This window comes from Arthrobacter sp. ZGTC212 (genome assembly GCF_002929255.1).
GTDB lineage: Bacteria > Actinomycetota > Actinomycetes > Actinomycetales > Micrococcaceae > Arthrobacter_B > Arthrobacter_B sunyaminii.
In genome coordinates this window covers 475,538-501,446 of record NZ_PJIJ01000001.1, presented here as the reverse complement: position 1 = coordinate 501,446, position 25,909 = coordinate 475,538, and the positions used below count along the sequence as shown (strand labels likewise).

At 65.3% G+C, this 25,909-nt stretch carries 23 protein-coding genes and 1 pseudogene; 12 read left to right on the top strand and 12 right to left on the bottom strand.

Annotated elements, in window-relative coordinates:
- The first annotated feature begins 8 nt into the window (after positions 1-8).
- The 4 genes from CXQ89_RS02550 (at position 9) to CXQ89_RS02535 (ending at position 4,414) form a co-directional block, all read left to right on the top strand.
- The gene (locus CXQ89_RS02550; RefSeq protein WP_104160187.1) at positions 9-1,403 is read left to right on the top strand and encodes a sensor histidine kinase; all 1,395 of its coding nucleotides are present in this window, start codon (positions 9-11) and stop codon (positions 1,401-1,403) included.
- 58 nt (positions 1,404-1,461) lie between these two features.
- Positions 1,462-2,217: a response regulator transcription factor gene (locus tag CXQ89_RS02545; protein ID WP_104160668.1), complete on the top strand. Its 756-nt coding sequence runs from the start codon at positions 1,462-1,464 to the stop codon at positions 2,215-2,217.
- 110 nt (positions 2,218-2,327) lie between these two features.
- Entirely contained in the window at positions 2,328-3,212 is an 885-nt protein-coding gene (locus tag CXQ89_RS02540; protein WP_104053211.1) for an ABC transporter ATP-binding protein, read from the top strand.
- Complete coding sequence (locus CXQ89_RS02535) at positions 3,209-4,414, top strand: ABC transporter permease (protein ID WP_104160186.1); 1,206 nt, start codon at positions 3,209-3,211, stop codon at positions 4,412-4,414. Before CXQ89_RS02540 ends, CXQ89_RS02535 begins: the two co-directional genes overlap by 4 nt.
- Before the next feature lie 96 nt (positions 4,415-4,510).
- On the opposite strand, the gene malQ is transcribed toward CXQ89_RS02535, so the two are convergent.
- Together malQ and CXQ89_RS02525 are read right to left on the bottom strand one after the other, a co-directional pair.
- Complete coding sequence (gene malQ, locus CXQ89_RS02530; RefSeq protein ID WP_258059811.1) at positions 4,511-6,664, bottom strand: 4-alpha-glucanotransferase; 2,154 nt, start codon at positions 6,662-6,664, stop codon at positions 4,511-4,513.
- A gap of 58 nt (positions 6,665-6,722) precedes the next feature.
- The gene (locus CXQ89_RS02525) at positions 6,723-7,058 is read right to left on the bottom strand and encodes a DUF6221 family protein (RefSeq protein ID WP_104102068.1); all 336 of its coding nucleotides are present in this window, start codon (positions 7,056-7,058) and stop codon (positions 6,723-6,725) included.
- A 123-nt stretch (positions 7,059-7,181) separates the two neighbouring features.
- Between CXQ89_RS02525 and CXQ89_RS02520 the strand changes: the two genes are divergently transcribed.
- Positions 7,182-7,421, top strand: coding sequence for a hypothetical protein (locus CXQ89_RS02520; protein WP_104053215.1), 240 nt, complete (start codon positions 7,182-7,184; stop codon positions 7,419-7,421).
- Between the two features lie 89 nt (positions 7,422-7,510).
- Entirely contained in the window at positions 7,511-7,741 is a 231-nt protein-coding gene (locus CXQ89_RS02515; protein ID WP_104053216.1) for a hypothetical protein, read from the top strand.
- Between the two features lie 22 nt (positions 7,742-7,763).
- On the opposite strand, the gene CXQ89_RS02510 is transcribed toward CXQ89_RS02515, so the two are convergent.
- The 3 genes from CXQ89_RS02510 to CXQ89_RS02500 all read right to left on the bottom strand — a co-directional run bounded on the left by CXQ89_RS02510 (position 7,764) and on the right by CXQ89_RS02500 (position 12,633).
- Positions 7,764-8,522 (bottom strand): SDR family NAD(P)-dependent oxidoreductase, encoded by a 759-nt coding sequence (locus CXQ89_RS02510; RefSeq protein WP_104160184.1) that lies wholly within the window; start codon positions 8,520-8,522, stop codon positions 7,764-7,766.
- Between the two features lie 98 nt (positions 8,523-8,620).
- On the bottom strand, positions 8,621-8,905 hold the full coding sequence (locus CXQ89_RS02505; protein WP_104160183.1) for a hypothetical protein: 285 nt from the start codon (positions 8,903-8,905) through the stop codon (positions 8,621-8,623).
- 251 nt (positions 8,906-9,156) lie between these two features.
- Positions 9,157-12,633 (bottom strand): bifunctional proline dehydrogenase/L-glutamate gamma-semialdehyde dehydrogenase, encoded by a 3,477-nt coding sequence (locus tag CXQ89_RS02500; protein ID WP_104160182.1) that lies wholly within the window; start codon positions 12,631-12,633, stop codon positions 9,157-9,159.
- 132 nt (positions 12,634-12,765) lie between these two features.
- Between CXQ89_RS02500 and CXQ89_RS02495 the strand changes: the two genes are divergently transcribed.
- Positions 12,766-13,665 (top strand): LysR family transcriptional regulator, encoded by a 900-nt coding sequence (locus CXQ89_RS02495; protein WP_104160667.1) that lies wholly within the window; start codon positions 12,766-12,768, stop codon positions 13,663-13,665.
- A gap of 68 nt (positions 13,666-13,733) precedes the next feature.
- Here CXQ89_RS02495 and CXQ89_RS02490 read toward each other — a convergent pair whose 3' ends face one another.
- From CXQ89_RS02490 to CXQ89_RS02465, 7 genes and pseudogenes are all read right to left on the bottom strand, one after another.
- Positions 13,734-14,708, bottom strand: coding sequence for a YsnF/AvaK domain-containing protein (locus CXQ89_RS02490; protein ID WP_104160666.1), 975 nt, complete (start codon positions 14,706-14,708; stop codon positions 13,734-13,736).
- Between the two features lie 200 nt (positions 14,709-14,908).
- The gene (locus CXQ89_RS02485) at positions 14,909-16,597 is read right to left on the bottom strand and encodes a long-chain-fatty-acid--CoA ligase (RefSeq protein ID WP_104053220.1); all 1,689 of its coding nucleotides are present in this window, start codon (positions 16,595-16,597) and stop codon (positions 14,909-14,911) included.
- Between the two features lie 108 nt (positions 16,598-16,705).
- Entirely contained in the window at positions 16,706-17,668 is a 963-nt protein-coding gene (locus tag CXQ89_RS02480; RefSeq protein WP_104053221.1) for a RimK family alpha-L-glutamate ligase, read from the bottom strand.
- Between the two features lie 40 nt (positions 17,669-17,708).
- The gene (locus CXQ89_RS02475; protein ID WP_308471672.1) at positions 17,709-18,755 is read right to left on the bottom strand and encodes an AbgT family transporter; all 1,047 of its coding nucleotides are present in this window, start codon (positions 18,753-18,755) and stop codon (positions 17,709-17,711) included.
- A 58-nt stretch (positions 18,756-18,813) separates the two neighbouring features.
- A pseudogene (locus CXQ89_RS19040) lies at positions 18,814-19,188 on the bottom strand (AbgT family transporter); the annotation flags it as partial.
- Between the two features lie 119 nt (positions 19,189-19,307).
- Positions 19,308-20,666 carry a M20 family metallopeptidase gene (locus CXQ89_RS02470; RefSeq protein ID WP_104160181.1) on the bottom strand — a complete coding sequence of 453 codons (1,359 nt, stop codon included), beginning with the start codon at positions 20,664-20,666 and terminating at the stop codon, positions 19,308-19,310.
- 71 nt (positions 20,667-20,737) lie between these two features.
- Positions 20,738-21,499, bottom strand: a complete 762-nt coding sequence (locus CXQ89_RS02465; RefSeq protein ID WP_104160180.1) for an SDR family oxidoreductase — start codon at positions 21,497-21,499, stop codon at positions 20,738-20,740.
- A gap of 138 nt (positions 21,500-21,637) precedes the next feature.
- Here CXQ89_RS02465 and CXQ89_RS02460 point away from each other — a divergent pair, with 138 nt between their 5' ends.
- From CXQ89_RS02460 to CXQ89_RS02440, 5 genes are all read left to right on the top strand, one after another.
- Positions 21,638-22,333, top strand: a complete 696-nt coding sequence (locus tag CXQ89_RS02460) for a phosphoribosyltransferase (RefSeq protein WP_104160179.1) — start codon at positions 21,638-21,640, stop codon at positions 22,331-22,333.
- 26 nt (positions 22,334-22,359) lie between these two features.
- The gene (locus CXQ89_RS02455; RefSeq protein WP_104160178.1) at positions 22,360-23,184 is read left to right on the top strand and encodes an SGNH/GDSL hydrolase family protein; all 825 of its coding nucleotides are present in this window, start codon (positions 22,360-22,362) and stop codon (positions 23,182-23,184) included.
- Between the two features lie 18 nt (positions 23,185-23,202).
- Complete coding sequence (locus CXQ89_RS02450) at positions 23,203-23,754, top strand: DinB family protein (RefSeq protein ID WP_104160177.1); 552 nt, start codon at positions 23,203-23,205, stop codon at positions 23,752-23,754.
- A 129-nt stretch (positions 23,755-23,883) separates the two neighbouring features.
- Positions 23,884-24,471, top strand: a complete 588-nt coding sequence (locus CXQ89_RS02445; protein ID WP_181032210.1) for an HdeD family acid-resistance protein — start codon at positions 23,884-23,886, stop codon at positions 24,469-24,471.
- 151 nt (positions 24,472-24,622) lie between these two features.
- Positions 24,623-25,903: an ammonium transporter gene (locus tag CXQ89_RS02440; protein ID WP_104053229.1), complete on the top strand. Its 1,281-nt coding sequence runs from the start codon at positions 24,623-24,625 to the stop codon at positions 25,901-25,903.
- The last annotated feature ends 6 nt before the right edge of the window (positions 25,904-25,909 follow it).

The following is a 25,909-nucleotide window of genomic DNA, read 5'->3' as shown; positions in this document are numbered from 1 at the left end:
TGTGTTCCATGATCGAGAGCGCGACCATAGGCGAGACCGCCCCGTCCCAAAGCACCGGTTGGGTCCGGGAGCGGCTGAGGAAGAAGAACGACGACGACTGGGAACGTCCGGCGCCTACGCCGGATCAGGTGCGGCGGGACGTCATCGGAACCGCCGCCGTCATTCTGGTTGCCGCAATTGCGCTTGAAACCAGCCGCGGATTCGGCGCTGTGGGCGGGGAGGACCGTCCGTTCTGGCTCCAGTATCTGGTGCTGGCGCTGATGGTGGTGCCTCTGGCTCTGCGGCGCCGCCTACCGATCAGCATCCTGCTGGTGTCCTCATTGCTTTTCTTTCTCCTGAGCACCTATATGCCGGCCATCAGCACCCAGCTCGCTTTTCAAGCCGCGTATTTCGCCTCCATCTACTCGGCCGTGGCCTGGGCGCGGGACCGGAGGATGCTTCGGCTGGCACTGGCGGCGGTGATCGCGGCAATGGCGCTGTGGTTGATCCTCGGTTTCACCGTGTCCAGCGCCTATGACTCCTTTTTCGAAAACCTCAAGGAGAACGCCCCGGCAGGCGATGAAACCTACGGCGGTCTATTGCCTCCGCTGGCCTCCTACGCCGTGTACTCATTCCTGATCAATGCCGCCTTTTTCGGCGGAGCCATCCTGTTCGGCCTCACCTCCTGGCGCAGCGCGCACCAGCGCGAACGTCTCGCAGAACAGGCAGGGCAGCTGCGCGCCCAGTCGGCGGAGCTGGCGCACCAGGCGGTGGTGAATGAACGGCTGCGGATCGCCCGGGAACTGCACGACGTCGTCGCGCACCATATCGCGGTCATTGGCGTGCACGCCGGGGCGGCACGGCGCGTGATGGAGAAGAAACCCGAAGCCGCTGCGGGCGCCCTGCAAACCATTGAAGATTCAAGCCGTGAGGCGGTGCAGGAAATGCGTTCCCTGCTGGGCGTGCTGCGGGCCGGCGATGAGACCGATCCCGCCGGCGACGGCGCCCTTCGCCGGCCGGAACCGGGCCTTGCGGACCTGGATGCGCTGGTGGCCGAACATCTGGCCAACGGACTGCAGGTGACTTTCACCCGGGTGGAAGACACACCGGGGGCGCTCGACGCCGTCGCGGCTCCGCTGGCCCTGTCCGTCTACCGCACCGTTCAGGAATCCCTCGCTAACGTGCGCCGCCATTCCACCGCCGGTTCCGCCGTCGTTGCCCTGCGCAGCGGATCGACCGACGGCGTGCGCTGGCTCGAGGTGGAAACGGTCGACGACGGCCTTCCCCGGACGGGTGGACAGCCCGGCTCCGGATTCGGGCTGCGGGGAATCCGGGAGCGGGCGGCCCTGCACGGCGGCACTGCGGAGATTGGCCCCCGGCCCGGCGGCGGGTGGCGGGTACGCGTCCGCTTCACACAGCGTTGAGATTCCGTGCCGCGGGAGGAAAGCCCGCTAAGCTCGTTGCCGGGGGATGAGGGACACCATGAAACCAATTCACGTACTGCTCGCTGATGACCAGGCCCTGGTGCGGGCCGGCTTCGCGATGATGCTCTCCGTCGAGGACGAGATCCATGTGGTGGGCCAGGTGGCCAACGGCGCCGAAGCGGTGGAATTTGCCGCCGCCAACCCGGTGGATGTCATTCTGATGGACGTGCAGATGCCGGTTCTGGACGGAATCCGCGCCACGGAACAGGTGGTGCGCGCCGGCACGGCCAAGGTCATCATCCTGACCACTTTCGAACGCGAGGATTACCTCTTCGATGCTATCCGGGCTGGCGCGAGCGGTTTCCTGCTGAAGAATGCGGACCCCGATGACCTGGTGGCGGCAGTGCACGCCGTCGCCTGCGGCCACGCACTGCTGGCTCCGGAAGTCACCATCCGCGTGATCGAGCGGTTCGCCCGCTCGCTCGAGTCCGAGTCCGAGGCTGAGTCCGGCTCCGAGGCAAGGGCAGCCGGAACGGCCCTTCCCGCCACGCCCGCCACGGAGCAGCAGAAGCTCCTGGACACCCTGACCTCCCGCGAGCGCGAGGTTCTCATCCAAATCGCCGCCGGCCGGAGCAACGCTGAAATCGCCCGGGAGATGTTCCTGGCCGAAGCGACGGTTAAGACCCATATCTCCAACCTGCTCGCCAAGATCCAGGTCCGTGACCGGGTGCAGGCGGTGGTGTTCGCCTATGAAAGCGGTCTCATCCTTCCGGGGGAGAACCCATCGGATCCCGCTGCCCGCAGCTCCTCCTAAGCCGGCAACGGTTCACCCGCACGGCCGATCCGCCGCCTTCCCGCCGCACCTAGGGTTAAGGGAGAAGATTCCCACCATGCCCGGCGCGACCGGGAAAAGGAGCAGCCACCATGCTGCAGGTGCAAAACCTGACCCGAACATTCGGGGACAAAGTGGCGGTCGACAACGTCAGCTTTGATGTTCCGTCCGGCCAGATGACCGGTTTTGTGGGCGCCAACGGTGCCGGCAAGACCACCACCATGCGGATGATCATGGGGGTCCTGAGCGCCACCTCCGGCGAGGTGCTGCTCGACGGTGCTCCCCTGACGGCCCTGGCCCGGTCGACCTTCGGGTACATGCCCGAGGAACGCGGCCTCTACCCCAAGCAGCCCATCCTGGATCAGCTGATCTACCTCGGACAGCTGCACCGGATGAGCCAGTCGCAGGCCCGCAAGGGCGCCATGGACCTGCTGGAGCGGTTCGGACTCGGCGGCCGGACCAAGGACAAGCTGGAGTCCCTGTCCCTGGGCAACCAGCAGCGGGTGCAGATCGCCGCCTCGCTGCTGCACAAGCCAAATGTGCTGATCCTGGACGAGCCGTTCTCGGGCTTGGACCCGGTGGCCGTGGATTCCATGGTGGAGTTGCTGCGCGAGCGCACCTCCGCCGGAGTTCCGGTGCTCTTTTCCAGCCATCAGCTGGATCTGGTGGACCGGCTCTGCGACAGCATGGTGGTCCTGCAGCAGGGCAAGGTGATTGCCTCAGGCACGGGCGATGCTCTGCGTGCCCGGGCAGTCAACCGGCACCGCATTACGGTTTCCCCGGATGCCGGCTGGGTGCGGGACGAACCGGGGATACGCGTCCTCGACGTTGCAGGTCCCACCGCCGTCCTGGAATTCGACGACGACGACGCGCGGCAGCGCCTGCTTGCCACCGCACTCACCCGCGGCTCCGTGGAGGAGTTCGCCCCCATCCGACCGTCCCTGAGCGAAATCTACCGTGAGGTGACCGCAGTATGAGCTCCGTTTCCCGCCCCACGCCCCCCTGGGCGATCGTCACCCTCCGCGAGGTCATGGTCAAGGCCCGCGACCGCAGCTACCTGATCTCCACCCTGGTCACGCTGGTCCTGATTGTGGGCACCGTGGTCTTCAACGCCTACATGAGCACCCGCGCCGACGAATACACCGTGGCGGTGACCGAGATGCAAAGCACTGCCCTCGAGAATCCCGCCAAAGAAGTTGTTGAAGCGGCCAATGAAGCAGGCCAGGCCGACAGCGGCAACACCAGTTTTGAGGCGATCTTCGCGGACTCGCCCGAGCAAGCCGAGGAACTGGTCCGTTCCGGGGAGGCCGACGCCGCACTCCTGGTGGGCTACGACGGCTGGACGCTAACCGGCAACGAGGAACTCGACGGCGGCCTGCAGCAGGGCATCGCCGACGCCCTGCGCGCCTACACCTTGGAGATCAACGCCGGCTACGCCGGGACCACCGCAGAGGCACTGCTGGCAGGCAGCGAGTTCCAGACCGCCCTGTTGGACGGAAACACGGAAAACCAGTTCATGGCCCAGTTCACCGGCTTCGTGTTCGGGTTCCTGTTCTACATGGCTGCGATCATTTTCGGGATGGCGATCGCCACCTCGGTCCTCGAGGAAAAGCAGAACCGGGTGGTGGAGATTCTGGCCACGGCCATTCCGATTCGGCAGCTGCTCTACGGCAAGGTGGCCGGCAACACCGTCCTGGCCATGATCCAGCTGGCCCTCTACGCCGGGGCCGCCCTGCTTGCCCTGAACTTCACAGACACTGCGGAACTGGCCGGAACCATCATTCCTGCCTCGGGCTGGTTCCTGGTCTTCTTCCTGGCAGGCTTCCTGATCCTCGCTTCCCTCTGGGCCATGATCGGTTCCATGGCTTCGCGGTCCGAGGATCTGAACAACAGCTCCGGGCCGGTGCTCACGATCATCATCGCGGCGCTCTTTGCAGGCCTGTTCGCCAAGGGACAGTTGCTGGTCGCGGCGTCCTACGTCCCCGTAATCTCCACCGTGGCCATGCCGGTACGGATGCTGAACGGCGACGTGCCGCTGTGGGAGACCTTCCTGTCGCTGGCGATCGCCCTGGCCGCGGCCTATGCACTGCTGCGCTTCGGCGAGAAGATTTACCGCCGGGCCGTGATGCAGAGCGGCGGCGCGTTGACCCTGCGCAAGGCGATGAAGCTGGAGTCCTGATCCGAAACCATCAGCACGGTACGCGGCACTTTGTACCGGGCCGGACGGCCGAAGAAGTGTTCCTCACCTCTTCGGCCGTTCCCCCGGACAGCTAAGTCAGATTGCGTCCCTGAGCAGGTCCGCCAGCGAGTTGAAACGCTCGTTGGACGGCAGATCATCAAGCAGAACGGCTTTGCCGTCCGGACCGCAAAGCGGAATGCGCCAGTTGGGATACTCGTCCCCGGTGCCGGGCTGGTTTTGGGTGCGCCGCTCCCCCACCGCATCAGCCAGCGCGACGCCGATGAGCACGGACGGGGACTGCAGGATGAAGGAGTGCAGTGCCTCCACGGACTGCTGGACGTTATCCGTACCGCTGGCTCCAGCAGGCAGCAGCCCGGCGCTGCGCACCAGTTCCAGGACGGATTCCCGGGCCGCAGCATCCGCTGCCCGCTCCTCCTCCACCGGACGGTTCAAAAGCCCCAGGGACTCTCGCAGGTCCACGTGTTCTCCGGCCAGGTAACCGGCCGTGGGCGGCAGGTCATGGGTGTTGACGGAGGTCAGGGCGCCCTTCCGGTATTCCGCCGGCGGGCGGGGACCGGCGTCGCCGTGCTCAAACCACAGGATGGAGGTGCCGAGCACGCCGCGCTCGGCGAGGTACTCCTGCACCCAGGGCTCAAACACCCCCAAATCCTCGCCGATCACCACGGCACCGGCGCGCTGTGCTTCCAGGACCAGGATTCCTATCAGCGCCTCGTGGTCGAAGTGCACGTATGCGCCGTCGCCGGGCCCCGAACCCTGCGGAATCCACCACAGGCGGAACAGGCCCAGGATGTGGTCAACCCGGATGCCGCCTGCGTGGCGGAGAATGGTGCGCAACATGTCCCGGTAGGGAAGGTAGCCCGCGTCCGCGAGGCGCCGGGGATGCCACGGCGGCTGGCTCCAGTCCTGGCCCTGCTGGTTGAACATGTCCGGCGGAGCACCCACTGACACTCCGGGAGCCAGGACCGGGCGCAGTATCCAGGCATCTGCTCCGGCAGGGTGCACGCCCACCGCCAGGTCATGAACAATGCCGATTTCCATGCCGGCGCTCCGGGCGGCACTCTGGGCTGTCTCCAGCTGCTGGTCGCAGATCCACTGCAGCCACTGATGGAACCGGCTGCGCTCCGTGAAGGCGGAGCGGTGCTCCCGGACCCATTCGCTGTCCGGACCGGTAATCTGCTGCCACTGGGGATCATCTGCCGGCAGCTTCTCGGACAGCGCACACCACAGAGCGAAATCCTGCAGTCCCTTGCCCTCCAGTGTGCAGAAGCGCTCAAACTGCTGCTGCCGCGCAATGCTTCGCGGTACGGCAAAGATTAGTTCCAGCGCGGCCAGTTTGGCGGCGTAGGTCGCGTTGCGGTCCAATTTCTCGGCAGAGTGGTTGGCCGCCCCGAAGGTCCGCGCAGCTTCCTCAACCCGGGCACGGTCTGCCCCCGGAAGATAGCCGTATTCGGGGATGTCCTCCACCCGAATGTAGAGCGGGTTAAAGAATCGGCGTGTGGTGGGCAGGTACGGCGAGGGTTCCACCGGCGGAACCGGTTCCGCCGCATGCAGCGGATTGGTCAGGAGGAAACCGGCGCCGTGGCGTCCGCCGGAGAGCGCTGCGAGATCTGCCAGGTCGCCCAGATCCCCGATGCCCCAGGACCGGGAGGAGCGTACAGAGTAGAGCTGGGCCATGAGTCCCCAGGCCCGGTGGCGGTCAAGGCCGGAGGTCGTCGTCAGCCGTTCCGGCGTGACCACGAGAACGGTGCCGGCCTGCCACTGCCCGGCAGTCACTTCGAGCCGGTGCCAGCCCAGTGGAAGGTCCTCCGGGAGCGGAATCAGGGTGCGGCCGGTGAGGGTCCCGTCAACGTCCAGTTCCTCGCCGGGCACCGCCGGCCACTCCAGCTCACGCCGGCTTCCGTCCTCCAGCACGATCCGCACGTCCGCGTGCACTCCGGCGGGCAAATGGACGGGGACTGTCCGGCTGCGGTGTTCGCGCACGACGACGGCGCCCGGCAGTGTTTGATGCCACCCCTGCAGGCGTGCCGAAGCCAATGACTGCGACAGCTCCTCCCGCGTTGCTGTGGCCACCCCCAACGCGCCGAGCACCTTTTTCAGGGTCTCATCGGAAACTTCGCGGCGGGTTCCGTCCCAGCCGTTGAACGTGGTTGCTACATGATGATGTTCGGCCAGCTCCTGCAGGAGTGCGGTCTCGCCGGCTGGTTCGCCTGTGATATTCACTTCAGTCATGTCAGCCAATCTAGGCGTCCCGGGGTGCCTTCGCCCAGCCGGGTGGAACCAGCTACCCTCAGCTGCGTTTTTCGGTGAGCCGCCAACCATCCTGATAATCGGGGTGGTCCTGGTAGCCGGCAGCCATGGAGGCCAGCGCCAGCGAGGTCCACTCCAGCTCATCGGCGAACAGTTTGCCCTGGCCGTCGGGATCCAGAAGCATCCGTGCCAGGGCATTGCGCCGGGCACCGCCGATGATGTCGATCAGCATGAGCTTGGCTTCGCACTCGCGCAGCAGCCGTTCCTCGTACCAGCGGTCAGACGGTGCGACGCCCCTGGCAGTCAGGAGCTTCCGGGACTCCGCGGCGTCGTCCTGAAAGCGTGTCAACAGGAAATCCACGATGTCCATGTCCATGCCCATGATCGTACGCAGGGATAAATGGCGGTGTCAGGGGTGGTACCCAAAATCCGCATGCCGGGGCAGGAATATTTCTTGCCGGCGCTTGGTTGACATAACTAGTCGAACGAAAGAGAGCCCGTGCCAGCTGTCAGCGCACCGCACCACCCCTCAACCACCCGCTCCAAGCGGGTACGAAACATTCGCTCCATCCGCCGCGGAGATCATGTTGAAGTACGCAGCGGCGAACAGGTTTACTACCGCGGAGAAGTCCGTGAAACGGCTCCGGGTCTGGGCACCATCTGGATCCGCGGCGACGAAGAAGGAATCCGCACCGCAATCAGCGTTGAGGACTTCACCATTTGGAAGCTTCCGGCGTAGCCCGAATCTTCACCTTGCCGCAGGGCTGTGGAAATATTCCGGTACCGGAAAACATCCGCACCGAATGAGCACCGCCGTGAGGAGCCGCCATGTCCCGCTCTCCCAGTCACTACCGGGTCCGGGTGCGCAACCTCAATGATTTGCGGCGGGGTGATCAGGTGGAAGCCATGATTCGCAGCGTTGTCCATCACCGGGGAAAGGTGCTGGATCTGGCGCCGGGACTCGGCGCCGTTTGGATCCGAACTGATGCCGGGCGACGGGCCCTGATCCATACGGATGAATACAGGCTTTGGCAGGTGCTCCCCGCCGAAGCAGGATGACACGGCGGGGACAGGCATGCGACTAGCGGTCCATGAGCGCCCCGGCGCTGATATTCAAAGTTGCGGCCGTCATGCTTCCGGCTTTATCCGAAGCGGCAAAGGCTGCAGCATTGCCCACCTCTTCCAGGGTTGCCGCGCGCCGCAGCAGGGTGGCGTCGACGATGCTGTTGGCAATGTCCTGCCTCCCTTCCATATCCGGGGGCAGCGACTCGGGGATGCCGCCGCTGCGCAGGGTCACAACGCGGATCCCGTGCGGCCCAAGCTCCACCGCGAGCTGGCGCCGCATGGCTTCCATCGCTTCGAAGGCGGTGATCAGTCCGCCCAGCCAGAGGCCGGGCGAAGGGTTGCCTGAACCTCCGAAAGCCAGGATCACGCCGGAACGCTGCTGCATCATGTGCCGGGCAGCGGCACGCGAGGTCAGAAACATGGTTTGCACCGCCGTGGACACCGGCCGCAGATAGTCCTCCACGTACATATCCACCATCGGCTTGCCCTGCACATCACCGTGTTGAATTACATTCATGGAGATGTCCAGACTCCCTGCCGTAGCCGCGACATCATTGGCGTGGTCATCCACCGCCTGCCCGTTGGTGGCATCCAGCAGCGCGGATTCCGCCAGCCCTCCGTTTGCCCGGATGTCGCGGGCCACCTTCTCCAGGGGTTCAAGGTGCCGGCCGGCCAGGAAAACGCGTGCCCCTTCCCTCGCGAAGGCCCGGGCCACCGCTCCCCCAATCGCTCCGCCTCCTCCGTAGATAACGGCATTCTTCTCGTTGAGCAGCATGGGAACCTCTTCGGATAGCTGTGGCTGTGGCTGTCCATGATGGCACTGCCCCACCGGCGTGGACAGGGGCCCGGGCTGTTGCCCGGGCCCCTGTGCTGCTACCAGCGGACCTTTTTCTCCCTCCGCCCCTGTTTCCCGAAGCTGTGCGTGGGCTTGTGGTCCTTGCCCAGGCTCTGCCACCCGGGGAGGGCGCTCTCGGTGTCCGTGCCGGGAACCGGCTTATCTCCGCCTTCGGCACCAAGCTTGGCTGCAGCTGCCGGGGCGATGTTCACTGTTGCCGTTACCGGCACCTCGGAGGTGACGGCAGACACGGACGTGAGGGAAGAGGCAGGGGCAGCTAGCCCCGGGAAAGGAGTGGACGGGTGTTTTTTGGATGTTGCCATGGTTGATCTCCGGACTGTTTAAGTACCGGCCGGGAACTGCGCTGATGATGGCCGTCCTGCACTGACAGCATGGACCGCCTACCCGGGCGATACGGGCGAATGGGGTCAGCGATGAGAGCGGGTGCTCGGAGCCGGTAATCCGGCCCGGAGGGTCCCTACTCGTAAATCAGTTCCATGGGCAAAACCTTAACAAGAAAAGGCGGCACCGGGATAGACCCGGTGCCGTCTTTTCTTGTTGCCGAATGTGCTGACTAGATCAGGGCGTCCGAGAGGTGGTTCGGCGTCCCGAAGCGGTGCGCGGTGATGCTCACGGCCTGCTCATGCAGGAACGGCAGCAGCTCAACGCGCCCGGCCTCGGTGACCGGATTGGCGTAGACGGCCACGTCGGGCCGTCCCCCAAGGGCGGTGGCCAGTGCCGAGGCGCCGGAGCCGATCAGCCGGATCCGGGTCCCCTGCGCTGCGGGGTCAAACCCTGCAGCGGAAGCCAGCCATTCGGCGTCGTTCTCCTCCGCCACGGGGACTCCCTGTTCCGTCAGGACGGACCGGAGCGCCAGCGGCAGTTCGACGCCGGTGGAGACCCGAAGCGCGGATCCGGCCAGCAGCCCGGCAGCGGCTACGCGCACCAGGGCGTCGAGCGGCTCATTCTCGGACAGCCGGATGGTCACCGGCAGCGGCCGGTAGCGGAACACGTTGCGTTCCGCACTCAGCGCGGACACGTCCTTAGCGGTGCCAAACTCCTCGGCCCACGCCGCGGCATCGCTGCTCAGCGCACGCTGCAGGAAGCCGGTGTCAGCAGCGAAGCTGGAAGATGAAGCCGCAGCCAGAAGCTTTGCGGCACCCTGGTGCCGGACCGGGGCTCCGGTGCCGGAGGCCTGCGCGGGCTCCCACTGCCCCAGACCCATGAGGTAGTTGGGGCCGCCGGCCTTGGTTCCGGCGCCCACTGCGGACTTCTTCCAGCCGCCGAAGGGCTGGCGCTGGACGATGGCTCCGGTGATCCCGCGGTTGATGTACAGGTTGCCCGCCGAGATGTTTTCCAGCCACAGGTCCATTTCCGCCGGATCCAGCGAGTGCAGGCCGGAGGTTAGACCGTAGTCGATCTGGTTCTGCAGTGCGATGGCCTCTTCGAGGGTGTCAGCCGTCATCACGCCGAGGATGGGACCAAAGTACTCGGTGAGGTGGTACTCGGAACCTGGACGGACCCCGGTGCGCACGCCCGGGCTCCAGAGACGGCCGGAGTCATCGAGCTGCTTCGGTTCGATGAGCCAGGACTCGCCGTCGCCCAGCACGGTCAGTCCGCGCAGCAGCTTGCCTTCGGCGGGTTCAATGATCGGGCCCATCTGCGTCACGGCATCCACCGGATAGCCGACCTTGAGCGACTGCACCGCGTCCACCAGCTGGTTGCGGAAACGCGGGGACTTGGCCACCGAGCCCACGAGGATCACGAGGGAGGCTGCCGAGCACTTCTGCCCGGCGTGGCCGAAGGCGGAGGAAACGACGTCGCGCGCGGCCAGGTCAAAGTCGGCGCTGGGCGTGACGATGATGGCGTTCTTGCCCGAGGTTTCCGCCAGCAGGGGCAGATCCGTGCGGAAGGACCGGAACAGCTCTGCCGTTTCATAGCCTCCGGTGAGGATGACCCGGTCCACGGAAGGATCCGAGATGAGCTGGCGGCCGAGTTCACGCTCGCCCAGCTGAACCATCTGCAGGACATCGCGGGGAACGCCGGCTTCCCAGAGCGCTTCCACCATGACGGCTCCGCTGCGCGCGGACTGCCGGGCGGGCTTGATGATCACGGAAGAACCGGCTGCCAGGGCAGCCAGGGTGGAACCGGCCGGAATGGCTACCGGGAAGTTCCACGGCGGGGTGACCACCGTGAGGCGGGCCGGGACGAAGCGGGCGCCGTCGACCTTTTCCAGGTCCTTGGCCCGCTCCGCGTAGTAGTGCGCAAAGTCGATGGCTTCGGAGACCTCGGGATCGGACTGGTCCAGGGTCTTGCCGGTTTCGGCGGCCATGACCTCCATCAGGTCCGCCCGGTGATCTTCGAGGACGGTTCCTGCGCGGTGCAGGATCTCGGCGCGGTCGGCGCCGCTGAGGGCGGCCCAACCCTTGCTGGCAGAAACCGCTGTCTCGATGACGGCGGAGAGCGCCTCTTCGTCGGCCACCTGGGCGTCGGCTACGGCAGCCTTGCCCAGGGGTGAGCCCTCGATGCGGGTCAGGATGGACCGGCCCCAGGCCTGGTTGGCCGGCAGCGACGGGTCAGTGTCCGGCGTGTTGGTGAAGCCCGAATGGGCGCCGCCGGTTCCGGTGGAAGCATCCGGGCGCGGCTGGCTGCGGTCCTGGGTGCGGTTCGGGGCAGGAACCCGGTCATCCAGGTTTTCCAGCGAAGTGAGGAAGCGCAGCTTTTCGCGTTCAAAGAGGGCCTCGTTTTCGCTGAGCTCGAAGACCGCCGACATGAAGTTCTCGGAACTGGCGCCCTCTTCGAGGCGGCGGATCAGGTAGGCGATGGCGACGTCGAACTCCGCCGGGTGCACCACCGGCGTGTACAGCAGAAGCGAACCGACGTCGCGCTTGACCACCTCCGCCTGACCTGTGGCCATGCCGAGCAGCATCTCGAATTCGATGCCCTTGGTCACGCCGCGCTGCTGGGCAAGCAGCCAGGCGAACGCCACGTCGAACAGGTTGTGTCCGGCCACGCCGATGCGCACGTTGGCCACGCGGTCCGGCTGCAGGGCGTAGTTGATGACGCGCTTGTAGTTGGTGTCCGTTTCAGCCTTGGTGCCGCAGGTGGCCAGCGGCCAGTCATGCAGCGAGGACTCCACCTGTTCCATGGGCAGGTTGGCGCCCTTGACCACGCGGACCTTGATGGGCGCGCCGCCGTCGGCCCGGCGGGCTGCAGCGAACTCCTGCAGCCGCATCATGGCGGAGAGGGCGTCCGGGAGGTACGCCTGCAGGACAATGCCGGCTTCCAGGTCCTTGAATTCGGGCATGGACAGGAGCTTGGTGAAGACCGCCATGGTCATCTCCAGGTCCTTGTATTCCTCCATGTCCAGGTTGATGAATTTCTTCTGCGTGGAGGACGCTGCCCTCCGGTAGAGCGGGGTGAGCTTTTCCACCACATGCTCAACGGCTTCGTCGAACGCCCAGTGCGAGTGCGGTGAGACGGTGGAGGACACCTTGATGGAGACGTAGTCGACGTCGTCGCGCGCCAGGAGTTCGTGGGTTCCCTCCAGGCGGCGGGCGGCTTCGCGTTCGCCGAGCACGGCTTCGCCCAGGAGGTTCATGTTGAGCCGGACGTCGTCCTTGCGGATGCCGGCAATCGCCTTGCCGAGGCGGGCGTCGGTGGCGTCAACGATGAGGTGGCCGACCATGCGGCGCAGTACCTTGCGGGCTACCGGAATGACGACGTGGGGCAGCACCGGCGCCATAACTCCGCCCAGGCGGACGGCGGAGCGCATGTACCAGGGCAGGAAGCCCGGCACACGGGGTGCGAGGGCGGCCAGATTCCGGCCGGCCACGCGGAGGTCTTCGGGGCGGATGACGCCGTCAACGAACCCAACGGTGAAGTCCAGTCCGGCCGGATCTTTCAGCACGCCGGCAAGCTGTGCAGCGGACGCGTCCACCGGGACGCTTGCCGCTTCGGCGAGCCAACGGCGGACAAGGGCCACCGCCTCATCAGCCAGGGCCTGTGGGGTGTCCGATCCCGCGGTGGTTTCGGTGAGGATGTTGCTCATGCGGGCAGCTCATTTCAACGTGCAACTGATAGGTATTCCTCTAAGTATCCGCACTATTTCCCATTAGGCAAAGATGGGTTTTCTTACCGGTATAGATTAGATTTACTAATGAATTGAAAGGGGGAAATGACCGTGCTCGATGTTCGCCGCATGATCCTTCTCCGGGAAGTCAAAGCCCGCGGAACCCTGGCCGCAGTGGCGGAAGCGCTGAGCCTCAGCCCTTCCGCGGTATCGCAGCAGCTGGGCCAGCTGGAGAAGTCCGTGGGGGTGGAACTGCTGCGGAAAACCGGGCGGGGCGTGCAGCTGACACCGCAGGCTGAGATTCTGGTGGCCCATGCCTCCGACATCCTTGAATCGCTGGAGCGGGCCGAAGCGGACCTGGCTTCGTCGCTGACCTCGGTGACCGGATCCATTCGGATAGCGGTGTTCCAGTCAGCCGCTTTGGCCCTGCTGCCCGATGCCCTCCGCATCCTTCGCCGTGAGCATCCGGAACTGCGCGTGGAAATGGTTCAGCGTGAGCCCGAGACAGCACTGTACGAAACCTGGGCACGCGACTTTGACCTGGTGATCGCTGAACAGTATCCCGGACATGCCGCCGTCCGGCATGCCCAACTGGACCGGGTGCACCTAACCTCGGATGCCATCCGCCTGGCCGTGCCGCATGAGGGCCTTCCGCCGGTGCAGTCCCTGGCGGACACCGCGGGGCTTCCGTGGGTGATGGAACCGCGGGGCGCGGCCTCCCGGCACTGGGCGGAGCAGATTTGCCGGCGTGCGGGATTTGAACCTGATGTCCGTTTTGAGACGGCCGATCTGCAGGCCCAAATCCGGCTGATCGAGTCCGGAAACGCCGTGGCGCTGATGCCGGACCTGGTGTGGACCGGCCGGGATCCCAGCGTCCGCCTAATGAATTTGGACGGCAAGCCGCACCGAAGCATCTTCACGTCCGTCCGGCGGGCCGGCGCCAACCGGCCGGCGGTCCTGGCCTGCCGTGAGGTGCTCGAGCGCACTGCCCGCCAGGTGGCGGCGTCATAAGTACGCCATAACACGATGCGGGGTTCCGGCAACTGCCGGAACCCCGCCCTCAAACGCTGCGCTTCAAATTACCTGCTGCTGCCTGAGCTGCCCGAGCCGCCGGAACCGCTTCCCCCGGACGTGCCGCCGGAATGCCCGGAACCGCCGTGGGAATCCGTGCCGGAGCTTCGACGGATACTGTCGTCCGTCTCGGTTTCAATCTGCTCCTTGCGGACTTCCTCGGACACGCTTTCCGTGTCCGTGACAGTTTCGGTATCCATCCGGACCCGCTCCACCGGCACTGTCTTCTTGCTGACGACCGGCTCCTCGGCGTGAAGCGTCACTTCGTGCTCTTCTTCGCTGAGCTCCCGTCCGGCCATGGCGGAATCGACATTGGCATCCGTGATCGGCTCCGTCTCAATGCGGACCTCTTCATGGCTGACCGGAACCTCGGTGGTGACGGTCTCAGTGACGATGTACTTCCGCAGGCGCGCCTTGCCGGTCTCACGCGACCGGGTGCCCACATCCAGCTGCTCTTCCGAGCGGGTCATGGCGTCATCAGTGGTGGGGCCAGAGGTATCGTGGCCCACGGTCGCGTCCGAGGACATGCCCGAGCGCGTCATGTCGCTGTCCTCCATGAAATCCGACCGGTCGCCGCTCCGGGTTCCGACACCGGAATCCGTCATGGTGCCCGAATCCGTCATGGTGCCCGCGTCCATGGTGGAGACGTCGTCACTGCCGTCGTCGTAAGTAAACCCGTAGTACCGGTAGAGGGTCACTTCCTCTTCGGGGGTGATGGATCCATCGGATTCGACCTGCGGGGAGTTCTTAACCTCGTCCTTGGAATAAGGAACCAGGACGTCCATACCCTCCACCGTTGCTTCGCTGAGAGGCACAAAGGACTCGTTCGTTCCGAGAATTCCGGTGTTGACCGTGACCCAGGCGGGCTCATTGGTCTGGTCATCCAAATAGAACGTTCCAACGGCGCCAATCTTGTCACCGTTGGGTCCCAAGACGTTGCCGGACCCTGCCATGAGACCTTCAACTTGCTGGTTGCTGATCATGCTGTTCTCCTTCAGCTGTGAAGCCATCGCCGTTGTACGGTCTGGTTTCACGTTTGGGCCGAGCCTGCAACAGGCATCGCGAAGATACCTGCGGGGGCCTTATTGGGCGGCTGTAGTATCAGGCAGACCTGAAATGCCAAGCCTGCTTACCATTCCAACCCAACGCCTTCGGAGCGTCAATAGGTAATCCGGAAGGGAGCCTACTTCTCGCTGGTCAGCAGTTCGCGCACCTGGCGGCGGAGTACCTTGCCCAGCAGCGACTTGGGCAACTCCTCAATGGCCACAATCCGGCGGGGAACCTTATACGGGGTGAGCCGCTCGCGGCACCAGGCCCGCAGTCCGGCTTCATCCAGTTCCGCACCCTCGGTCAGGACAACGGCCGCCACCACCTGCTCGCCACCGTCGGGGCGGGGCAGGCCCACCACTGCGACGTCGGCAATGGCCTGGTTGCTGCGCAGCACTTCCTCCACCTCGGTGGGAGAAACGTTGAATCCGCCGGTGATGATCAGTTCCTTTCGGCGGTCCACCACCTTCACGAAACCGTCGTCGTCCACGGTGACAATGTCGCCGGTGCGCAGCCAGCCGCCGTCGAGCAGCACCTGTTCCGTGTCCTCAGTGTTGTTCCAGTAGCCCGCGAAGACCTGCGGGCCGCGGATCAGCAGTTCACCCGGCACGCCGTGCGGCACCTCGGAGGAAGGCTGTTCCGGATCGACAACGCGCATTTCCGTGCTGGGGAACGGAACACCGATGGTGCCGTTGCGGCGGCTCTCGGCAAACGGATTACCCAGCGCGACCGGCGAAGATTCGGTGAGGCCGTAGCCCTCCACCAGGAGTCCGCCCGAAACCTCTTCCCAGAGCTTTACGGTGGCCGCCGGCAGGGTCATTGCACCGGAAATGGCGAAGCGGATGGTGGAGAGGTCAATGCCCCGCTTCTTGGATTCCAGCGCCGTCCTCTCATAGATCGGCGGAACGGCGCAGAAGACGGTGGGCTTGGATTTTTTGGCGGCGTCCAGCACCAGATCCACGTCGAACTTGGGAAAGAGCACCAGCCGCGACCCGGTCAGCACGGAGAAGGTCAGGTACAGGGTCAGCCCGAAGGCATGGAACATCGGCAGCACACCGTAAATGACTTCCTTGCCCTCCTGCGCACCGTGCATCCAGGCCTGCCCCTGCAGCGCGTTGGAGCGCAGGTTGAAGTGGGTGAGCATGACGCCCTTGGGGATTCCCGTGGTGCCCGAGGTGTACTGCAGGGCGGCCAGGTCCCGCACCGACGGGCGGGGATGGGCGCTGTCGATCGGAGCGGAACTGAGCAGCTTTTCCCAGGACATGGTGTTTTCGGTCTTGGTTGTCAGCCCTGCCCGGGTACGGCGGATCGAGGGCAGCGGCAGCCGCAGCCCAATGCGCTTGAGCCGCGGCATGGCCTTGGTGATGTCCACGGCAATCACCGTTTTGACGGCAATGTCGTCGGGGAAGTCCTGGATTTTCTCCACGGCCTTGTCCCAGATGATGGCTACCTGCGCGCCGTGATTTTCAAACTGGTGGCGAAGTTCGCGTTCCGTGTAGAGCGGGTTGTGCCCGACGACGACGGCGCCCAGACGGAGCACGGCATAGAACGCGATGAGGTACTGGGGGCAGTTCGGCAGCACGATTGCCACGCGGTGTCCGCGGCGCACACCCAGCTTCCGGAGGCCTTCGGCGGCACGGTTTATCTGGTCGCCGAGGTCGGTGTAGGTGGTTTCGGCACCGAAGAATTCCAGCGCCACCTTGGGCCCGTAACGGTTAACCGCGTCCTCCACCATGTCCGTCAGTGACTCGGTGGGCAGCTCAATGGTTGCCGGAACGCCGGGCTGGTAGTTCTTGACCCACAATGGTTCCTGGGCAGCAGTCATTGAGGAAGCTCCTTCACTTTGGATAATCCTGACTATAGCGACGCGCCCGGCCCGGAGATAAATTGTTTGTCCTGCACCACGTCGCAGCGGGGCAGAAAGGTGCCGCCCTTAGGCGCCAACCCCCTTGAGATACTGAGCCAGCGCGCGGGGCGCCGAGCGCGGAGCGGCGGCCTCGACCACGGCGTTGTAGTTGGTGTTGGTGTTCACGTCGTAGGTGAGGATGCGGCCGTCGGCCGTTTCCATGAATTCAATCCCGCAGACCTCCAGGCCCATGCGCTTGGCGAACTCGAGGTACTTGCCGATGATCGGATGGTCGAAGCCCTCCCGCAGGCTGAAGAGCTGGGTGTCCTCATCCGGGGCGATGGTGGCGCCGGGCGGCATGATCGGCTTGCCGGTGGACGGGTCGATGGCACAGGCGTCCGCCGGGCAGAGCTGGAATCCGCCGCGGGCGGTGTCTGCCCGGATCGCATAGATGAACTCGCCGCCAACAATCTCCACGCGCGTAATGAACGGCTCGGCGGCGTTGATGAACTCCTGGATAAGGGTGATGCCGTCAGCTGGTTCCTCAAAGTCCGGTCCCGCCACATAGTCGGCCAGCTCGCCGTGGGACTCGAATTTGCGGACCCCCAAACCCTTGCCTCCCTGGTTGTGCTTGGTGATGAAGGGGGCCGGAAACTCCTTGGCAGCGGCCAGGATGGAGTCCCGGCCGACGGCGGCCACCGTGCGCGGAGTGTCGATGCCGGCGGCGCGCAGCGCGGTGAGCTGGTCCACCTTGCTCATTTCCAGTTCCAGGATCCGCCGCCCGTTGACCGTCCGCCGGCCGTGGGCTTCCAGCCAGGACAGCACCGCCCGGGCATAGTCCTTGGACAGGCCGTGGTCCCGGGTGTGAGAGGAGGCACTGATCCGGGACCAGAAGATGCCCTCCGGCGGCACCGAGTCCAGATCCAGGACGCCATCAGTCAGCAGCCATTCCTCCACTTCCAATCCTTCGGCTTCGAAGGCGCGGGCAAACGGCGGAAACCACTCAGGGTTCTCATGCAGGGCATAAATCTTGGGGCTGGTCGAGCTCATGGCGCGTTGCCTTTCCTCTGTAGTTATTGGAATCCAGCGCTTAGCCGTCGATGTATATTCCATTGCCCGGGCCCATGGGCAGGCCGAACACGAAGAACACGGTCAGCACACCCACCCACGCGAGCCAGAACAGCACGGTGAAGGGCAGCATCCGGGCGATGACCGTACCCAGCCCGGCCTGCGGCTCATATTTGCGGAGCATGGTCAGCAGCACAATCATGTAGGGGTTCAGCGGGGTAAGGATCTGCGTGGCGGAGTCCCCCACCCGGAACGCGCCCTGGATGAAGGCCGGTTCGAAGCCGAGCAGGGCGAACATCGGCACAAACACCGACGCCATCAACGTCCACATGGCTGAACCGGAGATGATGAACAGATTCAGCAGTGAGGCCAGAAGGATGAACCCGATGATGGCGGGGTAGCCGGTCAGCCCGATGGACTCCAGACCGGAAGCGCCGGCGACGGCCAGCCAGTTGCCGATTCCCGACCAGTTGAACAGCGCGATGAACTGCCCGAGGATGAACGCCAGCACCAGGAAGCCGCTCATGTCCTTGATCGAGGACCCCATGACCCGGGGAACATCCTTGCCGGAGGCAATGGTTCCGGTGATCTTTCCGTAGACCAGCCCGGGCACGGTGAACATGATGAAGACAATGAAGACGATGGAGCTCAGCAGCGGTGACTTGGGCAGGTAGCCGCCGTCCTCGTTCCGCCAGGGCGAATCCGGCAGCAGCACTCCCGTGAGGATGACGGCGGCGACGACGGCGCCGGCCACGACTGCCCGGATCACGCCTCTGCGTTCCACGGAAGTCAGGGTGGAGGACAGCGCGGTGGAAGGCAGTGTGGTGGAAGGCAGCGCTCCCGGTATCTGCGCCTCGTCGTCGGCAATTTCCTCAGTGGGCACATCCTGCCGCCGCAGCCGCGGTTCCAGGATTTTGTCGATGATGAACCCCGCCAGCAGGATCAGCACGATCGAGGAGGCAACGTTGAAGAAGTAGTTCGACAGCGGGTTCACCGGGGAACCGGGGTTCGGCAGCGTCTCGGTGACCGCCGTCGTAATCCCGGAGAAGAGGGCATCGAGGCTGTGCACCGGCGGCGGCGAAACCGCCCAGCAGTCCGGCGACCGGATGGCGGCCGGCTGCCTTGAAGACCAGCGCGGCCAGCGGCGGGATGACCACGAAGGCGGCGTCGGACATGATCGAACCCGTGACGCCCACAAAGCCGACGGCGTACGGGAGCGCCCACCGCGGTGCGGAGCCGAAGGCCTTGCGGATCAGTGCCGAAAGCAGCCCGGACTTCTCTGCCACGCCCACGGCCAGCAGGATCGGCAGCACCGTAGCCAGCGGCGGAAACCCCAGATAGTTCGCTCCCAGGGTGGTAGTGAACCAGCTCAGGCCCTCGGCGGTGAAAAAGCCCTTGATGACCGTTTCCTCGGTTGCCCCGGGAACGGTAACCGCAACGTGTCCCCAGGCCATGGCCGTGGAAGCCACCGCGACGATCAGGAAAAGGATCAAGAAGAGCATGAACGGATCCGGCAGCTTATTGCCCACGCGTTCAATGCCGCCCAAAAGGCGGTCCGGAAAATTGGAGCGGGTCTTGACGGATGCAGAGGGGGTACTGGTCATGCCGGTCTCATTTCCTGTCAGTCGAAGTAACGGGCAACATCAACCGGTCCGCCGGCAGCGGCAAATTCCTCGGCCACGGCACGGCGGAGCTCCGGATCACAGAGATAGTCGAGGGCAGTCAGCGCCAGGCCCGCGGCGCCGTCGAGGGCTCCGGATTCGGCAGCGGGTGAGCCGGCCGCCTCCGCGAAGGCCCTGGTATGCAGTGCAACGTCCGCCGGTGCAATGCCAATCAGCGGATGGATGCCGGGGATCCGGTAGCTGACGTTGCCGAAGTCCGTGGAGGCGGCGATGGTTTCCGACACCACGCCGGCCGGCAGCGGGCTGCGGCCGCGGCGCTGCTGCGCACTGACCCAGCGTCCGGTCAGCGCGGAGTTGGTGCGGACCGGCAGCGAGGGCGGATGTTCGTCCCAGTCGATCGTGACGCCGGTGCCGGTCATGAGTGCGGCGCCGCGCGCAATGTCTTCCAGCCGGGCGCTGAGGTCCTTCAGCGTTTCCGGATACTTGGACCGGGCATATAGCTTCAGAACGGCCTTTTCGGGGATGACGCTGGGTCGCTGTCCGCCCTCCGTGATGATGGCGTGGACCCTGTCCACGGGCGGCAGCTGCTGCCGGAGCAGGCCGATGGCACTGTAGGCCAGGGCTGCGGCATCCATTGCGTTGCGTCCCATGAAGGGCTGGGCGGAGGCATGGGCGGCGACGCCGGAAAACGTCACTGTCAGCAGCCGGCGGCCCAGCCAAACCTGCTCGGCCAGGTCCATGGCATACGGGTGCACCATGACGGCGGCATCCACGTCGTCGAAGGCGCCGTTGCGGGCCATCACTTCCTTGCCGGAATGTCCTTCTTCGGCCGGCGTGCCCAGGAACACGACCCTGCCCGGGAAGGCCTCCGGGTGTTCCTCAAGCGTTTTCGCCAGCGCAATGAATGCCCCGGCTCCGGTGGCTGCTATGACGTTATGCCCGCAGGCATGACCCACCTCAGGCAGTGCATCATATTCGCTGAGGATGGCGATGGCGGGTGCGCGGTCCGCTCCTGCCTCTTCGGCCGCGGAGCCTGCCGTCCCGATTTCAGCCCTGACGGCAGTGGGCAGTCCGTGGGCCCCAAGCTCGGCCTTGATGCCGTGGCGGCGCAGCAGATCCACGAGGAACGCCGCGCTTCGGTGCTCCTCATAAGCTGTCTCCGGATCCCCGTGCAGCGTATGGACAACGTCGTTGAGGTCCGCAGCCAGCGCATCCACCTGTGCTTCCACGGCCGCCGAAAGCTCAGCGGAAGCTCCGGCAAAATCCGACACCGGTGCCTGCGCTGTTTCCATGCGGCGCCCGGTTTCGGCGTCGAGCTGGTTGAGGTACGCGGGACTGGGATTTGTGGCGCTCGTCATAGCCACCCACACTAGGGGGCGGGCACCGGAAGGATCGAGCTGGATTACGGCGTGTTCCGGACCGGGGGCGGCTACCGGCCGCGGCCCGCGATGCGTGTCACGAGTGCCTGCGGGCCGCGGGCGCCAAACCAGGTCAGCGCCTTGTACCGCTTGCTGGGAATGGAGATGCCCTTGCCGGCAAAGGCATCCGCAAGACCCTCGCGGACCACGCGTTCGGCATCAAGCCACATCCAGTCCGGATACAGGGTCTTGTCCATGTCCATGCGCTGGTGGAATTCCGTATGCACAAACCCGGGACACAGCGCTGTGACGTGCACGCCGCGTCCGCCGTAGTTGATGTTCGCCCAGCGGCTGAACGTAATGACCCAGGACTTGGCCGCACTGTAGGTGCCGCGGGGAATGAAGCCGGCCACGGAGGCCACGTTGATGATGTGACCCCCGGGTTCTTCCATCTTCGAGAGCATCGTGTTAAGAGCGGTATGGCTCAGCTGCAGCGGTGCCGCCACCAGAACGTTGAGATGGTCCATTTCGGCGGCCAGCTCATTGCGTTCAAAGCTGTTCTTCAACCCGTAGCCCGCGTTGTTCACGAGCATGGCGATGTCCGGTTTCTCCAGCCGGCGGCTCACCCGTTCAACTCCTTCGGGCTCGGCCAGGTCCGCCGCGATGTACTCCGTCTGCACGGAGTACTCGGCTGCCAGGCGGCCGGCGGATTCCTTCAACCGTTCCTCATTCCGGGCACTGAGGACCAGGTTGTAGCCGCGGTTAGCGAGCTGGCGGGCAAATTCGGCACCAATGCCGGACGTGGCGCCGGTAATCAAAGCTGTGGGAGTCATGGGTCCACCTTTCCACGCCCACCCTGCTATGCCCGGCAACCTTTCGCAATCCGCCGCACGGGATCACTGCCGGTGCCTTGCCAGCCGTGCCGGCGGCACCCTACCGTGTCAAGAAACCGGCCCCTGCAAGGAGGAGCCATGGCACCATTTAGCCGGTATCGGGACAGGCAGGACGCCGGAGTCCAGCTGGGCGTAGCGCTCGCTCCCTACCTCGGCGCGCCAAACCTGGTGGTGTTAGGCCTGCCGCGCGGCGGCGTGCCCGTGGCTGCCGAAGTCGCCAAGCTGCTCCACGCGCCGCTGGATGTTGTCGCGGTGCAGAAAGTGGGCCTCCCCGGGCAGCCCGAGCTGGCCGCCGGGGCACTGGCATGGGTGGCCGGGACAGTCACTACCGTGCAAAACGAGGCCGTTCTTGCAGACTGGCAGAGCTCCCTGCATTCCGGCACCTCCTCCAGCGACGGGCCCGGCTCCGCGGAGCAGGCCTTCGAAGCCGCCGCCGCCATCGCGCAGCTCGAGCTGATCCGCCGCGACAAGCTTTACCGCATGCGGCGGGACCCGTTGAATGTTTCCGGCCGCACGGTGGTGCTGGTGGATGACGGACTGGCCACGGGCGCGTCCATGCACGCCGCACTGCTGGGACTCCGCGGGCAGAACCCGGCCAGGCTGGTGGCGGCGGCTCCCGTGAGCTGCGGGCCGGGGGCGGAAACCGCAGTGGCGTTGGCGGACGACGTCGTCATCCCCTGGCAGGCGATTGGGCTTACCGCCGTGGGCCAGGCCTACGAGACCTTTGACCAAACCACCGATGCCGAAATCCGGCACCTCCTCGGCCTGCCGTAAAAGCATCCTGTAAAGGGGAACACTCAATGAACAGAGCATCAGCAGACTGGACCGGAGCCCGGTACGTCGCCCTGGGCAGTTCGTTCGCATCAGCCCCCGGACTGGGCACTCCGGTGCCGGGCAGCCCGCCTGAGGCCGGGCGCACTGACGTCAACTATCCCCACCTGCTGGCCCGTCAGCTGCAGCTTTCCCTCACTGATGTCACCAGTTCCGGAGCCACCACCGCGGACGTGCTGTGGCGCTCCCAGTACGGGCAGGCGCCGCAGGCGGATGCCCTGGCAGCGGACACGGACCTCGTCACCGTCACCATCGGCGGCAATGACATTGGCTTCGCGGCGTACCTCATGGCAGCAGGCCTGCCTCCGCTGGCCCGTCTCAAGCATCTGCCCTCACTCGAAATGCTCAAGGCCCTTGCACCGGCCGTCCTGAACCGGCGGCTCGCGCTGCTGCCTGCGGCCATGGCCTCCGTGGGGCAGCTGATCCGCCGGCGCTCCCCCAACGCCGTCGTCCTGTTCGTGGAATATCTGACTGTGCTGCCGCTGGACCCGCACATCCGCGTGGCCGGCATGAAACCGGCGCAGGCCGCCGCCGGCCGTGAGCTGGCCGTGCATCTGGCGCTGGCGACGGAAGCGGGGGCCAATGCCACCGGCGGTTCCGTGGTGCGGGTGGCTAAGGCCAGCGCTGACCACTATGCCGGCTCGGAAGACCCGTGGACGGTGGGCGCCTTTGTCCCCACCGAGGGTGGGCCGCTGCCCTACCATCCGAACCAGGCCGGGCATGAAGCCGTGGCGCAAATGATCCAGGACCACCTCGCCCGGCTCACCGGAACGGATTCCGGCCAGCCGGGATGAGTGAATTAGATTGGGCGGATGACTGCACAGACACCCCCGGATACCCGCACGGAACCGCCCGAAGCTGCCGGTGAACGGGAGACGCTGACCGGTTTTGTGGATTACTTCCGGGCCACCGTGGTGATGAAGGCTGCCGGACTCAGTGATGCCGACGGCGCCAAGCGGCTGCTGCCCTCCCTCACCACGGTGTCCGGGCTCGTCAAACACCTGACCGATGTTGAGCGCTATTGGTTCCGCACCCGGCTTGACGGGCAGCGGGATGTGCCCACGCGATGGTCTGCCGCTGACCCGGACGGGGAATTCAGGGTCAATGACAATGACAGTCTCGCGGAACTCATCAAGGACTATGAGGCTGCCTGCCGCGAATCCCGGGAGGTGCTGGAACGCTATGACCTCGAGGACCGCTGCCGCGGCAGAAGCGCCGGCGAAGGTGACGGGGACGTCGACGGCGACGAAGACGACGGGCAGAACGTGCGGTGGGTCCTGGTGCACATGATTGAGGAAACCGGCCGGCACTGCGGCCACTTGGACATCCTGCGCGAACTGCTGGACGGATCCACCGGAGACTGACCGGCGTGCTGTCTGGCCCTTCCGAGGGCTCTGCGGCAGGCCAACCCTAGAGATCAGGGCATCCCCGGAAGGATAATTTTCGGAACAGGGGCGCTGCCAGCCCGACTCTACGGGAGGTTTCACATGTCCATGTCAGGAAGTACTTTTGGGTTCGGAGGGTTGAGCCTGGAGGTCAGCGAGCTCACCCGCAAGGTGGTCCGGGGCATCCGCACGGGCATGGTCGTCACCGGGGTCCTCTCAGTGGTGCTGGGTGCGCTGGTTTTGTTCTGGCCCGGAGCCACCCTGGACGTGATTGCCGTCCTGTTTGGCCTGTATTTCGTCGTCGCCGGGGCGGTCCGGGTGGTCACAGGGCTGGTGACTCCGCTGCTCGGCGGACTGCGCGTCCTGAACATCCTCATCGGCCTTCTGCTCTTGATCGCCGGAGTGGCAGCGATCCGTAATCCGCTGGCCTCCCTGTCCGTCCTCGCCCTGTTCATTGGAATCGCCTGGATTGTGGAGGGCATCATGTCCCTGACCGAGGTGGAGAGCGGCGGATCACGGTGGTACGCCATCATCTACGGGATCGTCAGCATTATTGCCGGCGTGGTGGTCCTGTTCCTCCCGGTGAGCTCCCTTGCAGCACTGGTGATTTTCGGCGGCGTTGCCCTGGTGGTGCTGGGCATTGTGGAAGTGGTGCGTGCCTTTTCCTTCGGCCGCGGAATGCCGCTCAACTACTAGGAAACGTTCAGCGAGCATCCAGCAGCTGTTAACACAGGGATAACTTGCGCGGAAACGCGGTTGTAATACGGGGCGCCCACGCTGGGAGTAGCACGGTTTCCACCCGCCGCTCCGGCCCGCGCGGCCGGCCACCCCCGAATGGAGTATCTCCATGGACTCTGGAAACACCGCCTGGCTGCTCGCCAGCGCCGCCCTGGTTTGTCTAATGATCCCCGGCATCGCCTTCTTCTACGGAGGAATGGTGGGCTCACGCCGAATCCTGAACATGATGCTGATGTGCTTCGGCGGGGCCAGCCTTGTCGCAGTCCTCTGGGTGCTTTACGGCTATTCCGCAGCGTTCGGCAACTCCCTCACGGGAGCCGGTCTGCTCGGAAACCCGCTGGAATTCTTGGGTCTGTCCCAGTTACTGGTTGAGGATCCGGACTCTTCGATTCCCGTGGCGTTGTTCGCCGCCTTCCAGCTGATGTTTGCCTGTGTGACCACGGCACTGGTGGCCGGCGCCGCCGCCGGCCGGATGAAGTTCGGCGCGTGGATGCTGTTTGCCGGACTCTGGGCCACCCTGGTCTACTTCCCCGTGGCGCACTGGGTCTTCGCCTTCAGCAGTGAAGACGGGTCGGTCACCGGCGGCTGGATCGCCAACCAGCTCGGCGCCATCGACTTTGCCGGCGGCACTGCCGTCCACATGAACGCCGGAGTCGCAGCCCTGGCCCTGGCCCTGGTCCTGGGCCGCAGCAAGGGCTGGCCGCATGCCTCCGGAAAGCCGCACAGCCGCCCGCTGGTACTGCTCGGCGCCGGGCTGCTCTGGGTGGGCTGGTACGGATTCAATGCCGGTTCGGCCCTAAGTGCCGGACATTCCGCCGCCGTCGTCTTCCTGAACACGGCTGTGGCAGCCGCCGCCGGCCTGCTCGGCTGGATGCTGATGGACCGGCTGCGGCTCGGAACCTCGTCCTCTCTCGGAGCTGCCTCGGGTCTGATTTCCGCCCTGGTGGCCATCACTCCGGCCTGTGGTGCCGTCAGTCCGCTGGGCGCCTTGGCCATCGGCCTGATCGCCGGCCTCGTCTGTTCCCTGGCCATCGAATGGAAGTACCGGCTCGGGTACGACGATTCCCTCGACGTCGTCGGCGTCCATGCCGTGGGCGGCCTGCTGGGCACCCTGCTGATCGGCCTGTTCGCCACCGACGCGGCACCCAACGGTGTCAGCGGCCTGTTCTACGGCGGCGGGCTCGAACTGCTGGGCATCCAGGCCCTGGCCTCCGCTGCGGTGCTCGTCTACTCCTTCGTGGTCACCTGGATCATCGCCAAGGTGCTGGCGATGACCATCGGCCTGCGCATTCCGGAGGAAAGCGAGCTGCAGGGCATCGATATGGCAGCCCATGCCGAATCCGCGTATCTGAACGACGAGGAGCCCGTGGAGCTGGGCGCCCGTCCGTAACGTTCC

Coding starts and splice junctions, on each gene's coding strand:
- CXQ89_RS02545 (WP_104160668.1), top strand. CDS start 1,462: ATGAAACCAATTCACGTACTGCTCGCTGATGACCAGGCCCTGGTGCGG.
- CXQ89_RS02485 (WP_104053220.1), bottom strand. CDS start 16,597: ATGACTGCTGCCCAGGAACCATTGTGGGTCAAGAACTACCAGCCCGGC.
- CXQ89_RS02550 (WP_104160187.1), top strand. CDS start 9: ATGATCGAGAGCGCGACCATAGGCGAGACCGCCCCGTCCCAAAGCACC.
- CXQ89_RS02500 (WP_104160182.1), bottom strand. CDS start 12,633: ATGAGCAACATCCTCACCGAAACCACCGCGGGATCGGACACCCCACAG.
- CXQ89_RS02505 (WP_104160183.1), bottom strand. CDS start 8,905: ATGGCAACATCCAAAAAACACCCGTCCACTCCTTTCCCGGGGCTAGCT.
- CXQ89_RS02465 (WP_104160180.1), bottom strand. CDS start 21,499: ATGACTCCCACAGCTTTGATTACCGGCGCCACGTCCGGCATTGGTGCC.
- CXQ89_RS02470 (WP_104160181.1), bottom strand. CDS start 20,666: ATGACGAGCGCCACAAATCCCAGTCCCGCGTACCTCAACCAGCTCGAC.
- CXQ89_RS02440 (WP_104053229.1), top strand. CDS start 24,623: ATGGACTCTGGAAACACCGCCTGGCTGCTCGCCAGCGCCGCCCTGGTT.
- CXQ89_RS02445 (WP_181032210.1), top strand. CDS start 23,884: ATGTCAGGAAGTACTTTTGGGTTCGGAGGGTTGAGCCTGGAGGTCAGC.
- CXQ89_RS02455 (WP_104160178.1), top strand. CDS start 22,360: ATGAACAGAGCATCAGCAGACTGGACCGGAGCCCGGTACGTCGCCCTG.
- CXQ89_RS02515 (WP_104053216.1), top strand. CDS start 7,511: ATGTCCCGCTCTCCCAGTCACTACCGGGTCCGGGTGCGCAACCTCAAT.
- CXQ89_RS02540 (WP_104053211.1), top strand. CDS start 2,328: ATGCTGCAGGTGCAAAACCTGACCCGAACATTCGGGGACAAAGTGGCG.
- CXQ89_RS02460 (WP_104160179.1), top strand. CDS start 21,638: ATGGCACCATTTAGCCGGTATCGGGACAGGCAGGACGCCGGAGTCCAG.
- CXQ89_RS02535 (WP_104160186.1), top strand. CDS start 3,209: ATGAGCTCCGTTTCCCGCCCCACGCCCCCCTGGGCGATCGTCACCCTC.
- CXQ89_RS02510 (WP_104160184.1), bottom strand. CDS start 8,522: ATGCTGCTCAACGAGAAGAATGCCGTTATCTACGGAGGAGGCGGAGCG.
- CXQ89_RS02490 (WP_104160666.1), bottom strand. CDS start 14,708: ATGATCAGCAACCAGCAAGTTGAAGGTCTCATGGCAGGGTCCGGCAAC.
- CXQ89_RS02525 (WP_104102068.1), bottom strand. CDS start 7,058: ATGGACATGGACATCGTGGATTTCCTGTTGACACGCTTTCAGGACGAC.
- malQ (WP_258059811.1), bottom strand. CDS start 6,664: ATGACTGAAGTGAATATCACAGGCGAACCAGCCGGCGAGACCGCACTC.
- CXQ89_RS02480 (WP_104053221.1), bottom strand. CDS start 17,668: ATGAGCTCGACCAGCCCCAAGATTTATGCCCTGCATGAGAACCCTGAG.
- CXQ89_RS02450 (WP_104160177.1), top strand. CDS start 23,203: ATGACTGCACAGACACCCCCGGATACCCGCACGGAACCGCCCGAAGCT.